We start from the raw sequence: 12456 nt of genomic DNA, 5'->3' as shown, positions 1-12456 counted from the left end.
AACCACTTTAAGAAGGGTTAATTCCTATGCGTATTCTTGTGATAGAGGACGAGCCAAAGACTGCTGAATACTTACATCAGGGTCTAACTGAAAGTGGCTATATTGTAGATTGCGCATCGACAGGAGCTGATGGACTCCATCTGGCACGGCAGCAAGCTTATGATCTGGTATTACTTGACGTAAATCTTCCTGAAATGCACGGATGGGACGTTCTTGAAAATATTCGGCGGTCTAGCAGTACTAGGGTAATGATGCTTACTGCAAGAGGACGCTTAGAAGATAAAATTAGAGGATTGGATCTGGGGGCTGATGACTATCTTGTCAAGCCATTTGAATTTCCAGAGTTGCTGGCAAGAGTACGCACTCTAATGCGTCGTAGCGAACACATACCAATTCAAGAAGTGTTAAAAGTTGCTGATCTTGAACTTGATCAAGGAAGGCATCGCGCATTTCGCGGAAAACAACGCATAGATTTGACGACGAAAGAATTCGCACTGCTCCATCTATTAATGCGTCAATCTGGAGAGGTGTTATCTCGTACTCAGATCATTTCATTGGTTTGGGACATGAATTTTGATTGCGACACCAATGTTGTCGAAGTTTCGATACGTAGGCTCAGAGCTAAAATAGATGACCCATTTGAAACTAAATTAATCCATACGCTCCGCGGCGTAGGTTATGTACTGGAGGAGAGAAAATGAAGCAAGTCAGCCTGTCAATGCGATTGGGTTTGACAGTAAGTATAATGGGAGCAGTACTAGTAGTTTCTTTAGCGATTCTGGCCTATTTAGCGCTTACCCACGAGCTTGATTTGCGTGCAAAAAACAGCTTAGAAAAGAAAATGAATCAAATTGAGCACAGTTTACTGATGGATATCAGTACTAGCAACATGAGCCTAAAGCCACACGCACTATTAGATCAAGTGCTAGGGCATGACAATCTTAATCTCACTATTTTTGATGATGAAAATCTGAGTGTCCCTGTCCTGAGTTTTGGAGCAGATATAACCGTAGTTTCTAGGAGCAAAATCGGAGCAACCGATAGCACTAAGATTTCTTACTACTCCTCGGCACAGGAAAGCGAAAATCACATCCTCACAGCAGCGAAACTCATGAGGCTAAAAGATGGTGAATTCGTATCAGTCTTGCTGACTATGGACCGCTCGAATGATGAATCACTGTTAAGCTCTTATTTGAGTTCAACCATCGTAGCGGTTCCGCTGTTGTTGATCCTTATTGGTATCAGTGCTTGGGCGATAGTGCAACGCGGATTGTCCCCACTCCGGGAATTCTGTGAAGTTGCGGGAATGGTATCAACCCAAGATCTCAGTCACCGACTCTCCGTTGTCAATATGCCCCAAGAGATCAGTGAGCTAGCTCATGGCATAAATTTCATGCTTCACCGACTTGATAGCGGAGTCCAACAACTCACTCAGTTTTCAGATGATTTGGCGCATGAGTTGCGGTCACCGATTACGAACCTTATGGGGAAAGCACAGGTAACTCTTTCTCGTGATCGCTCAGTAAAGGAGTATAAGTCTGTACTAGAGTCTTGCACCGAAGAGTTGGGGCGAGTCACTAGAATTATATCTGATATGCTTTTTTTAGCCCAAGTAAGTCACCCAGCCGCACTTGTACCATTCGAAAACATTTTGCTGGAAGACGAAGCTTTAAAAGTAATTGATCTTTTTTCTCTTTCGGCTGAAGAAAAGTGCGTCGGCATAACCGTCAGTGGTCAGGGTAAAGTTTCAGGCGATCGACTCATGATTCAGCGCGCCATTTCGAATCTTTTATCAAACGCCATTCGTCACTGCCCGATAGAAGAGTCGGTTGTTATTTCCATTGAAACGCGAACCGAAGAAGTCTCCCTTTCAATAAGCAATCCCGGAGTGGGAATTGAACGCCATCACTTGCTTAATATCTTCGATCGTTTCTATCGAGTGGATAATAGTCGCTCACGAGCTGAAGGTGGCACTGGATTAGGATTGGCTATTGTCCGATCTATCATGAGCCTCCATCATGGAACAGCAGATGTCTTTAGTATACCAGGGCATCCGACAACCTTCAGAATTACATTCCCGAAGAACATTTCAACTAGTAACTTAAACTCTCAAAGACCGGGGGAGGTTTTTAGTTAGGATTTAATTTAATCAAAAGCAATATAAAACAGCTTGGCTGCACGAGTCAGATCACTAGGTAATATATAAGTGGGGATCGATGCTTAAAAACCCAAAGACAACATTACTCTTTTTGCTCAGCCAGAGATGAAACCGATGACTCACCAATGGATAGTGAAGATTTAATAGCCCTGTGCAAAATATAACCTTCGTCAAGATACATTACTAGTGCCCAAGAGCAATCCAACGTGAACATCTATTGGTACCGATCTTTGTGATACCCACCTATTACGCAGGTTGATCATGCCTTCATGGATAATCACTCGAGAGTGTGTGGTCTTGCAGATATAGCGTCGCAACCCCCTACTTCGGAATTAAGCTAAATTCAGCATGTTTATTCTAAACTGCAAATCGTATAGACTTTCGTGCAATCTAGATTTTAACGTTATCTTAAGCGCTTGGTGCAAAATTAAATCCCTACTGCAGAACCATTCCGCTTCCTGAGACAATTTTAGAGATTACATAACTGCCTTTCTATAATCAATATTTTCAGCGCGTTTAATTTAGTGCAATCCAATTATTTCGCACAATATCAAAATAAGAATGGCTAAACGGGGTTAATGGGCACGCGACTCAAGGACATATCCAGCACCTCGCAATGTATGGATAAGCTTGTCGTCAAAAGGATCATCAATTTTAGCTCGAAGCCTCCTCATTGCTACTTGAACAACGTTCGTGTCGCAATCACTACTCAGACCCCAGACAGAAGACTTAATCTGCGTGCGCGATAGCGTCGTGCCTGATTGACACATCAAAAAGTGTAGCAAGGCGAACTCCTTGTTAGTCAGGTCAATTCGCTGGTTAGCGCGAAAGGTCCTGTGCCTACCCAGATCGAGCTCCAAATCGCCAACGCGAAGCACATTTAGCGATGCCGACGACCCAGTTCGACGCATTAAAGTACGGACTCTAGCTAACAACTCAGGAAACTCAATTGGTTTGACCATGTAATCGTCAGCGCCTAGATCAAAACCCAAGACTTTATCCTCAACACTACCTTTCTCGGTAAGCATCATGATCGGGGTAATAATTACCTCGCGAATACTTACAAGTAGATCCCAGTCGTCACTTTGCGGGGGGTTTACGTCTAGTACTACAAGGTCATAAGCCTGTTGGGAGACTAAGTTTATGCCATCGATTCCGTTTTGTATGCAATCAACGATAAAGCCGCTTTCAGTCAGACCCTGGCGCAAATAATGAGCGGTTTTCGGATCGTCTTCTATTATCAAGATACGCATTTATTATAAAGTCTCGATACTAATTGAAAATACCACCACACTCATTTAGGCAACTTTACTCACCGGTTCACTTTAGCATCTCAACTGGATGAGTTAAGCCATTACAGAATATCGCGCATTTTTTCAGTTTCTGTTAAATGAGTGAATTGAGACACACGACCATACGGCAAATAGATTTTAGACTACTTGATGACGATAGATGGTCTTATTACAAATTTGTAATTCTTCAGTCACCCTCGCGATAACTCTTATGCAGTACATTGAGCATGCAATATATCTAAACACTCTAGACGCTGCAGATGTCCCTACTGTTAAACGATGAAAACGGCGCGCCTTGGGGGCGAAAATTTTGTGATGCCATCTCGCATTAGAAAAATGTTGTGGTCGGCTGATTCCCTGCCTCGGGAATCATTGATGACGACCGCGCATGAGCCAGCCAATGTAAGACGAGGAACAGTCACCAACCCGTATTATCAAATGAGCCAAGACTCGCAGACGCCGAGCGGGAAATACAGAATAGCGCAGCCAGGCTTTAACAGAGTTTGAACCCCGATGCCGTACTAAAAACGGCTGCCAAAGCTTTCAACGAATATTTGAAATCAACTGCAAGGCGTCGCCTGACTCCGAGGAGTGTGCGTTATGCGAGTACGGCGATGTTTCGCGCAATGAGGATTATCGGCATTCGAAAGTGGTGAACTTGGTAAGCGCATCAAGACCGCTTTGGTCTCTCATCCGCAACTAGAATTCCTTTTTAGACAACTAGTCGCGCCTATCAGAATAGTGATCTAAACAATTTCATCACCTATGCCTTCGATACTAAGACAGATGCGCAACGTCAGCAAGAAAACCATACCCCCGCGACCCAACCACCATCATTTCGCTCCAAAAAAAATTGTTTTTTAAGTCAAGTCGAGCGGATCTATCAGTACAACACTTACTTGGGGGGCATCTCATGAAAAAAATCCTCATCGGTTTTGGCGTTTTGGCGGTTTGGCTAATCGTGGAGCTTCAACCAACCGAGGAAAGCGTTGAGGGTCACTGGTGCATCCATGAATTACATCGCTCTGTTGCTGATTTTTTCTTCCCTAAAACGTAGCGGCAGTCCAGTGACAGTTTGCGCGCACGATCATGTCGAGATATTCCGAGATACCCATGAATAAAAAAATACCAATTCTGAGTACGAAAATTATACTCAGTAGCAATCAATTAATTATTGCAGTTTCAACTTGGCTTCTGTTGTTCAGTAACTGGCCATTTTGGCGAGTTGTTTGGAAAAGCGTGGGAGGCCTACAAGACGGAAGCATCTTATTTGTGCTTAGCCTGCCTTGGTTCGTGTTGATGTGGCTGTACGTGTTACTCAGCGCGATGGCTTGGGGACGCTTCATAAAGCCTGTGCTAGCCATTGTTCTGTTGGTTGCGGCAGCAGCGAGTTACTTTATGAATAGCTACGGCATTGTAATTGACTACAGCATGCTAACGAATGTTATTCAAACAGACATCTCTGAGACCACGGACCTGCTGAACTGGGAGTTACTGCGATGGATGCTGGGTTTTGGTGTTCTACCGGTGCTGCTTATCACCCGAGTCCGTTTGATACAACGATCGCGCACCCGCGCGCTTGCTCATCGATTGATGGGGCTGGCGGCAGCACTTACCTGTTTGGCAATCATCGTATTTACGCTTTACCAATCTTATGCATCGCTCGTACGTAACCATCGCGAACTCAGATTGATGTTAGTTCCTTCGAATGTGGTTTCGGCAATCCATGGGTATATGCGTCGCCAGCTAGCACAGCCCACAGAACTAAAAATCATTGGTGCTGATGCCCGCCAAGGAGAAACTACTGCGAGTGTAAAAAAATCACGCCTGACGTTGTTAATTGTGGGTGAAACCGCTAGGTCCGCGAACTTCTCGCTTAATGGCTACACACGCGATACCAATCCGGAATTGACTCGGCGTGGTGTCTTAAGTTTTACCAATGTCAGTTCATGTGGAACAGCTACGGCAATCTCCTTACCTTGCATGTTCTTGGATGCGGGTAAACAAGGCTATAAAGACGGTATGGCGTTACGGAGAGAAGGCTTATTAGACGTGTTGCAGCGGGCCGGAGTATCGGTACTTTGGAGAGATAACAATTCGGGTTGTAAAGGTATTTGTGACCGAGTAAAAAATGAGAAATTGAACAATCAGAAAACATCAGGATTATGCAGAGCAGGCGAGTGTTACGACGAAGTCTTATTGCAAGACCTGCAAGCTTACTTGGATCAACAACAGGGTGATTCAGTCGTGGTTCTCCACATGAAAGGTAGTCACGGCCCATCCTACTACAAGCGCTACCCACGCGAATTCGAGCGATTTGGTCCCGTTTGTGATAATAACCAACTAGAGCGATGTACGCGCGAGAGCATAGTCAGTGCCTATGATAACAGTATCGTCTATACAGACTATGTACTTGGACAAACGATTGACTTGCTAAAGCGCAACGCTGAGCGCTTTGATACGGCTATGCTTTACGTCTCTGATCACGGTGAGTCTCTCGGCGAGAACGGGATATACTTGCACGGACTGCCTTATGCTATGGCGCCCAAAGAGCAGACTAGCATTCCCATGGTTCTCTGGATCTCCAAAAACATGCAATCTCGTCAAAAACTAGACGTTCAATGCTTGAGGGAACAGCGAGGCGCATCACTATCCCATGACAACTTATTCCATTCGATATTAGGATTGATGAATATCCAAACTTCGGCATATCGACCTGAGCTTGATCTGTTTAGCGCATGTCAATCCAAAGCCTTGGCCTCATTAAAACTTACTTCAATGACTGGCCAGCAGCAGTAATAGCAGCCAACTAGTGGCAAGAATGAAGTCTAAAGATCATCATTAAAATTAACGCACACTCCACTCAGAGCCATTCATATTAGAATGGTAAGTTTTCAAGCATCTAAAAAAACTGCGACCGACTGTCCGTCTTTTTATTTGACGATTCAGTCGGCCTTTGCAACACTCAATACGAGTATGCCTTCCAGGTGCTTTGCAAATAAAGTAACTCTAAAACTATAATATAAATATATTTAAAATTAACTGCAGTGGGGTTCCTCGGTGAATTTGCGCGAAACATCGACCGCTCCCAAAGCTTCCAATGTTCGGCGTCCTATCAGTACGGGATAGTTCATCTCGCCTCGATCTTTCAGAGAAAATTCCTCTTTATAAATTTTATCTCCTATGCACATCGTCATCATGACGACTGGACGATGTTCAGCGCCGCCGGCACCTCTAACTTTTACATTTCGTTCAATCCGTCGTTCGAAGAGTGCGCTACTCACCTTCTTAGTTTTGGTGTCTTTGACTTTAACGTTAAACCGAATCCATTCTTCTCCATCTTTTTGGAATCTTTTTAAGTCCTTCGCATCCATGGATGACGTAAGAGCCCCAGTATCCAACTTTATTTTCACGGCGATATTTTCTGGTAAAAGTATCCCTTCTTCAATCCACCCGAATACCTTTTCTGGTCTAGCCGGGCTCGACAAAACCGGCTCTACTGTTAGAGACAAAAGCATTATCATGCAGAGCACAATTTAAAATAATTTTTTCATTTTAACTAGCCCTCTGGGGTGGATCCCCGAAATAACAACTTGTCTTAAAAGTGGAACTCAATTAGTGGACCTTGCCTTCATAATCGTCAACTAATTGGCTATGGAAATCTGCTTTTTCCATTTGTACAGTAGTATGACTGATCTGAAACTCTTCACTCATAAGCGACGTGACTTCAGTTAAAATATCTTGTTCACTGCGGGAGGTATAGTCAGCGACCAGGTGAACGCTCATTACACTCTTACCACTGGTTAAAGCCCATATATGCAAATCGTGCACATTTTTTACTCCTACGATTCCGTATATTTTCGCCTCCACCTTTTGAATATCGATGCCCTCTGGAACGCCCTGCAGTAATATATTCATGCTTTCCTTGAGCAGTGACCAAGTCCTAGGCAGCACCCAGAATCCGATACCTGCTGCAACAAGTGAATCAACCCAACTCCAACCGGTGAAGCGGATTACAAGCGCTGCAATGATGACGCCAATAGACCCCACCATATCGCTCCAAACCTCTAAATAAGCGCCCTTCACATTGAGACTTTCCCCACTAGCGGCACTCAACAGACGCATTGAAATGAGGTTAACTATCAGTCCCATCACTGCAATTACTAACATGCCCGTCGACTGAATTTCTGCGGGGGCGTTAAGTCGAAGATACGCTTCATAGACAATGTATATAGCGACTAAAAACAACAAGACAGCATTGAATGTGGCTGCAAGTATTTCGAATCGTGCATACCCGAACGTGCGCTTCCTGTCAGCAGAGCGTTTGGCAATATGAATAGCCAGCAAGGATATTGCCAAAGCCACAACGTCTGTCAGCATATGCGCAGCATCCGACAGTAAGGCTAGGCTGCCCGTGACAAAGGCTCCGATGACCTCAGCAATCATAAAACTTGTCGTCAGGGCGAGTGCGATCCATAACATCTTTTCATGACCCGCACGTACTTGACCGTGACTGTGCCCTGAACTCATGATTTTTCCCCAAATGTAGCCTAATGAAGATCCAACGAGTGGACTGTAGAATATAAAGACCTACTAGCACCCAAACCGTTCCATATCATCAAACCAATCATTCAAAGGTGGATACTGGTTTGATGTAGTATTCAGATCATAAGCGAGAAATCGCCATCTTAATCAAATAGTTCCTGCAAAAACGATTTTTTGCGACTCGGTTGTCCCTGATGCCCACTTTGACTTTGATGGCCACCTTCTTTCCATCCACCGCTGTGGCTCCCTCGATCTCCATGACCATGCTTATTCCCGTACTGGTTGTAACCAGGTTGTTCTGCTGGCGTCGAACTTTGGACAGGTGATGTGAGGTTCTGTGGAAGCAATCTAACGGTCTCTTGTCGCTGACTACGCTCAATAATCTTGTCGAGTTCACCTCGGTCAAGCCAGACACCGCGGCATTGCGGGCAATAGTCAATTTCTATGCTCTGGCGCTCAGTCATTACTAAAGCTATATCTTTGCAGATAGGACATTGCATATTTAATTCCTTATGTGAGTAATCAATTTTGACAATGTAGCTTTCGAATCAATACCGCAATAGTTGTGGTCCATTGAATACCACAAGCGGGCTCGTCCCCATATCGGCGAAAAGAGCCATCCACAAAGTTGCTTGGCCGGGCGAAGACGCTTTTATCTTTCATCCTCACCTCGCGATCTACTTCTTTAGCAATCGAAGTCCATTGAGCACGACAAGTATGCTCACTCCAACGTCTGCAAAAACAGCCATCCACATGGTGGCCAAACCCATGAGGGTGAACACAAGGAAAATGGCCTTAATACCTAAGGCGAACAAAATGTTTTGCTTAAGAATCACAGCTGTCTCGCGTGACAGGCGGACGAAGGCCGGAATCTTGCGCAGATCATCATCCATTAAAGCAACGTCAGCCGTTTCAATAGCGGTTCCCGTGCCAGCCGCGGCCATGGCGAATCCGATCTGAGACTTGGCCAATGCAGGTGCATCGTTTATCCCATCACCGACCATCCCCACCACGTGCTTACGGCCCTTCAATTGATCAATTACTGAAAGCTTGTCGCTGGGCAACAAGTTTCCCCGCGCCTCATCTATCCCAACTCGTTTGGCAATCGCATCAGCCGTGTACGAATTGTCGCCTGTAAGCATCATGGTCTTGATACCCAATGCATGCAGCTCCTTGATCGCTGTCTGGCTTGAGTCCTTTACGGTATCGGCTACAGCAAACAACGCAAAAACCTGACTGGCGCTGGTCAAGGCTACGACTGTTTTGCCTTGGCGCTCCAGGCTAGTCAGAGATTCGTCCAACTGCGAAGTACCGAGCCCCAACTCCTGGATCAGTCGGTGATTGCCCAGGTAGAAGAGCTGGCCTTCAATCATCCCCTTTACCCCGCGACCGGGAAGGGCCTCAAAACTCTCCACTTGCAGGAACGTTGATGCGTCCGAGCCTTCGTACTTGGCAATTGCCTGTGATACGGGGTGATCCGAGCGTGCACTGAGGCTGGCGGCAACAATCTGAGGATGTACCTCTGAGTCTTCGGCTACCGGAATGTAGTCTGTCTGAACCGGTTTCCCATGGGTAATGGTGCCGGTTTTATCGAGCGCGACGAAACTCAGCTTGGCGCCTATTTCCAGGTAGATGCCGCCTTTAACCAAAATGCCTTTGCGAGCCGCTGCCGCCAGACCACTGACGATGGACACCGGAGTGGAAATGACCAGCGCACAAGGGCAAGCAACCACCAGAAGCACCAGTGCACGATAGATCCAGTCAGTCCACAATCCGCCCATAAACAGTGGTGGGAATACCGCAATCGCGACGGCGAAAAAGAACACCCCTGGCGTATAAATTTTGGCAAACTTATCAACGAACCGCTGGGTTGGAGCTCGCGAACTTTGGGCTTCTTCAACCGCGTGAATGATTCGAGCAAGGGTCGTATTGTTGGCCTCAGCTGTCACTCGATACTCGAAGGAGCCGGATTCGTTAATGGAGCCGGCATAGACAGGATCATCGACATCTTTTTCGATGGGCAAGCTCTCGCCCGTGATGGGCGCTTGGTTAACAGTAGAGTTACCAGAAGAGACTTTACCATCCAGGCCAATTCGTTCGCCGGGGCGGACACGAACCAAGGCCCCAATCTCGACCGTTTTTACATCGACTTCCAGCCAACTACCGTTGGGTTGGCGCACGGTAGCTCGTTCAGGGGTCAAGTCCATCAGCCCCTTGATCGCATTGCGCGCACGATCCAGCGATTTCGCTTCGACCATTTCCGCAACGGTGAAGAGAAACATGACCATCGCGGCTTCTGGCCACTGTCCGATCAACACCGCTCCGGTAACCGCGATGCTCATCAGCGCGTTGATGTTCAGGTTGAGGTGTTTGATCGAGATCAAACCCTTCTTGTAGGTCGTAGGCCCGCAGAGCACGATGGCGAACAAGGCTATGACCGCTATCACCCATTCAGGCGCGGAGTTAGTGAAGTGCAGGACTTCAGCACCCACGGCAGCGACACCGGAAAGCGCTAATGGCCACCATGTGCTCTTAGGTGATTCCGCCTGGGGAAGGACTTCTGGCGTATCTGCGCTGGTTGCATTGCCATTAGCCCTCAAAGGTTCGGCGTGCATGCCCAGCGATAGCACTGCTGCCTCGATACCCAAGGTGTCGGGTAGCTCGTGCCAGACAGCCATCGTGCGGTTCATCATGTTGAACTCGAGCTTTTGAATGCCGCTCATCTTCGCGAGCTTGTCCTCGATCATGGTCTGCTCGGAAGGACAGCACATCTGCCCAATCCTGAAACTGCTGAAACGAGTCGCTTCGTCGGTATTGGTGGGAGACACGTTTTCGATGCCGACTTTGGGACTACCCGCAGCAGATGGTGGGCAGCAAGCATCGATAAAAAGGTCATTATCAACCGTAGCAGCAGGCTGGCTCGGCTCGGCAAGGCTGTACAGGGCAGATGGCGGTGCTACGACAGCGCAGTTCGATTTACTGATATCGGAGCCGGGGGAGCAGCAACCCGCGCCCTTTACTGAAGAAGGCGCTGAGCTGACGTCCAAAGTTTTCGCGGAGCAGCAACTACTGTTGGACTGTGCTGTAGTTGTATTACACATAGTCGCGGCAGGTGCACAGCAGCCGGTCGGTGCTGCCGGGTCAAATACCTCAACGGCGGCGTCACTTTTCGGTGTTTGTTCATCACCGCAACAGCTTTTCATAAAGGCACTCTCCACAATTTATTGTGAAGAGTGAACACCCTATAGCCACTATAAGGTCAAGCGGATTGTCGAGCCCGGTGAGCTTTTTTCATTCCGCATTCCGCACGCGCCCTTATTAACGAGCTTGGTTGATTTCGCTCCAAATCAGATCGTAGAGCTGTTGAGCGCCGAAGTTAGTCAGGGGTTTACCGTTAACGAAAAATGTCGGTGTTCCCTTCACACCTACAGTTTTGGCATCAGCGGCATCTCTTTCTATCGTGGCGGTGATCTCCGGCGACATCATGTCCTCACGAGCCTTAGCCACGTCCAAGCCCGCTTGGGCCGCTACGTCCCAAGCTGCTGATGCTTTCGCATCGTCATGCCACTGCGGTTGAGCAGCGAGGACAGCTTCAAGTACCGGCACAAAAACACCCTGCTTACGTGAAGCCTCGAGCAGACGTATGGCTTCTTCAGACCCTACGTGAAGCTTCACATAGCGCAGCACTAAGCGAACATCGCCTGGGTGTTGTGACATCATCTTTTTGACGATGGGGTAGAAGGCACGGCAGCTTTCACAAGATGGATCGAAGAATTCTACGATTGTCACCGGGGCGTCGGCAGGGCCGAAGCTTGGTGAGTTAAACCGCACTAGCGCGCTGGTTTGCGGTACAGGTGCTGTAGCCTGGGGCACAGTGGCAGCACGATTGTAGAAAAATGCTGCGACGGCAAAGCCTACGATGGCTAGCACGCTGATGGAGAGGACGACGGCGCGTCTGCTCATACGGTAAATCTCCGACGGATAAGAACGAGAAAAATGATCAGCAGGCTGAACGCGCCCAGCGATAAAAGTGGCAGCGGAACACCACTGAGGATGGTCATGTCGGCACCGGAGCAGGAAGGGCCGGCCCCGCAAGGTTTGATGCTTTCAGGAATCAGTCCGAAATAAAGCAGGTTGTGATACAGAGCGATGAGCCAACCCATGACTGCTAATGGCAGTGCATAGCGCCAAACACCGGTGTCCGATAAACAGCAGGCGACGCCCAATACCAGGACGAGTGGAAACATGAAGGCTCGTTGAAACCAACAGAGCACACAGGGCAGTTGCCCCATGACTTCACCAACGAATAGCACGGCGATTGTTGATACCAGAGCAAGCAACCAGGCACAGAGCAACAGCGCCCAAGCTCCGGATTGATGTTGTTTTAAGGGGGCTTCCATAGGATTCAGTCCACTTTTCTATTGAGCGCACGCAGATTTGCTTATCGCCTAAGGCGCGTAG

General features: G+C 47.4%; 12 protein-coding genes. 5 read left to right on the top strand and 7 right to left on the bottom strand.

Annotation, left to right across the window (positions count from 1 at the left end):
* Window positions 1-26: 26 nt before the first annotated feature.
* A complete protein-coding gene (locus KVQ82_RS00360; protein WP_080896080.1) occupies window positions 27-701 on the top strand; it encodes a heavy metal response regulator transcription factor in 675 nt (224 codons plus the stop codon).
* Window positions 698-2137, top strand: coding sequence for a heavy metal sensor histidine kinase (locus tag KVQ82_RS00355; RefSeq protein ID WP_042561904.1), 1440 nt, complete (start codon window positions 698-700; stop codon window positions 2135-2137). The genes KVQ82_RS00360 and KVQ82_RS00355 overlap by 4 nt, the downstream gene beginning before the upstream one ends.
* A gap of 596 nt (window positions 2138-2733) precedes the next feature.
* Here the strand turns inward: KVQ82_RS00355 and KVQ82_RS00350 are convergent.
* The gene (locus KVQ82_RS00350; RefSeq protein WP_047297377.1) at window positions 2734-3411 is read right to left on the bottom strand and encodes a heavy metal response regulator transcription factor; all 678 of its coding nucleotides are present in this window, start codon (window positions 3409-3411) and stop codon (window positions 2734-2736) included.
* A gap of 952 nt (window positions 3412-4363) precedes the next feature.
* Between KVQ82_RS00350 and KVQ82_RS00345 the strand changes: the two genes are divergently transcribed.
* On the top strand, window positions 4364-4507 hold the full coding sequence (locus KVQ82_RS00345; RefSeq protein WP_155401178.1) for a hypothetical protein: 144 nt from the start codon (window positions 4364-4366) through the stop codon (window positions 4505-4507).
* Between the two features lie 56 nt (window positions 4508-4563).
* Window positions 4564-6249: a phosphoethanolamine transferase gene (locus tag KVQ82_RS00340; protein ID WP_047297378.1), complete on the top strand. Its 1686-nt coding sequence runs from the start codon at window positions 4564-4566 to the stop codon at window positions 6247-6249.
* Window positions 6250-6488: 239 nt separating this feature from the next.
* Here the strand turns inward: KVQ82_RS00340 and KVQ82_RS00335 are convergent, their stop codons facing one another.
* The 4 genes from KVQ82_RS00335 to KVQ82_RS00320 all read right to left on the bottom strand — a co-directional run bounded on the left by KVQ82_RS00335 (window position 6489) and on the right by KVQ82_RS00320 (window position 10766).
* Window positions 6489-6974, bottom strand: coding sequence for an ATP-dependent zinc protease (locus KVQ82_RS00335; protein WP_155416825.1), 486 nt, complete (start codon window positions 6972-6974; stop codon window positions 6489-6491).
* A gap of 91 nt (window positions 6975-7065) precedes the next feature.
* Window positions 7066-7980, bottom strand: coding sequence for a cation diffusion facilitator family transporter (locus KVQ82_RS00330; RefSeq protein WP_042561907.1), 915 nt, complete (start codon window positions 7978-7980; stop codon window positions 7066-7068).
* A 158-nt stretch (window positions 7981-8138) separates the two neighbouring features.
* Window positions 8139-8459, bottom strand: coding sequence for a zf-TFIIB domain-containing protein (locus KVQ82_RS31805; RefSeq protein ID WP_230679408.1), 321 nt, complete (start codon window positions 8457-8459; stop codon window positions 8139-8141).
* Between the two features lie 213 nt (window positions 8460-8672).
* Window positions 8673-10766, bottom strand: coding sequence for a heavy metal translocating P-type ATPase (locus tag KVQ82_RS00320; RefSeq protein WP_047297379.1), 2094 nt, complete (start codon window positions 10764-10766; stop codon window positions 8673-8675).
* Between KVQ82_RS00320 and KVQ82_RS31445 the strand changes: the two genes are divergently transcribed.
* Window positions 10708-11232: a hypothetical protein gene (locus tag KVQ82_RS31445; protein WP_162184570.1), complete on the top strand. Its 525-nt coding sequence runs from the start codon at window positions 10708-10710 to the stop codon at window positions 11230-11232. The two genes, KVQ82_RS00320 and KVQ82_RS31445, sit on opposite strands and share 59 nt — an antisense overlap.
* Before the next feature lie 81 nt (window positions 11233-11313).
* On the opposite strand, the gene KVQ82_RS00315 is transcribed toward KVQ82_RS31445, so the two are convergent.
* A complete protein-coding gene (locus KVQ82_RS00315; RefSeq protein WP_042561909.1) occupies window positions 11314-11958 on the bottom strand; it encodes a thioredoxin domain-containing protein in 645 nt (214 codons plus the stop codon).
* Window positions 11955-12395: a disulfide bond formation protein B gene (locus KVQ82_RS00310; RefSeq protein WP_047297380.1), complete on the bottom strand. Its 441-nt coding sequence runs from the start codon at window positions 12393-12395 to the stop codon at window positions 11955-11957. Before KVQ82_RS00310 ends, KVQ82_RS00315 begins: the two co-directional genes overlap by 4 nt.
* Window positions 12396-12456 lie beyond the last annotated feature (61 nt).

This window comes from Pseudomonas sp. AO-1, assembly GCF_019775695.1.
Taxonomy (GTDB): domain Bacteria; phylum Pseudomonadota; class Gammaproteobacteria; order Pseudomonadales; family Pseudomonadaceae; genus Aquipseudomonas; species Aquipseudomonas parakoreensis.
This window is presented reverse-complemented; position numbering and strand designations above follow the sequence as displayed.

What these genes read in the sequence shown, in the direction of transcription:
- KVQ82_RS00360 (WP_080896080.1), top strand. Translation starts at nt 27, where the DNA reads ATGCGTATTCTTGTGATAGAGGACGAGCCAAAGACTGCTGAATACTTA.
- KVQ82_RS00355 (WP_042561904.1), top strand. Translation starts at nt 698, where the DNA reads ATGAAGCAAGTCAGCCTGTCAATGCGATTGGGTTTGACAGTAAGTATA.
- KVQ82_RS00350 (WP_047297377.1), bottom strand. Translation starts at nt 3,411, where the DNA reads ATGCGTATCTTGATAATAGAAGACGATCCGAAAACCGCTCATTATTTG.
- KVQ82_RS00345 (WP_155401178.1), top strand. Translation starts at nt 4,364, where the DNA reads ATGAAAAAAATCCTCATCGGTTTTGGCGTTTTGGCGGTTTGGCTAATC.
- KVQ82_RS00340 (WP_047297378.1), top strand. Translation starts at nt 4,564, where the DNA reads ATGAATAAAAAAATACCAATTCTGAGTACGAAAATTATACTCAGTAGC.
- KVQ82_RS00335 (WP_155416825.1), bottom strand. Translation starts at nt 6,974, where the DNA reads ATGATAATGCTTTTGTCTCTAACAGTAGAGCCGGTTTTGTCGAGCCCG.
- KVQ82_RS00330 (WP_042561907.1), bottom strand. Translation starts at nt 7,980, where the DNA reads ATGAGTTCAGGGCACAGTCACGGTCAAGTACGTGCGGGTCATGAAAAG.
- KVQ82_RS31805 (WP_230679408.1), bottom strand. Translation starts at nt 8,459, where the DNA reads ATGACTGAGCGCCAGAGCATAGAAATTGACTATTGCCCGCAATGCCGC.
- KVQ82_RS31445 (WP_162184570.1), top strand. Translation starts at nt 10,708, where the DNA reads ATGCCGCTCATCTTCGCGAGCTTGTCCTCGATCATGGTCTGCTCGGAA.
- KVQ82_RS00320 (WP_047297379.1), bottom strand. Translation starts at nt 10,766, where the DNA reads ATGTGCTGTCCTTCCGAGCAGACCATGATCGAGGACAAGCTCGCGAAG.
- KVQ82_RS00315 (WP_042561909.1), bottom strand. Translation starts at nt 11,958, where the DNA reads ATGAGCAGACGCGCCGTCGTCCTCTCCATCAGCGTGCTAGCCATCGTA.
- KVQ82_RS00310 (WP_047297380.1), bottom strand. Translation starts at nt 12,395, where the DNA reads ATGGAAGCCCCCTTAAAACAACATCAATCCGGAGCTTGGGCGCTGTTG.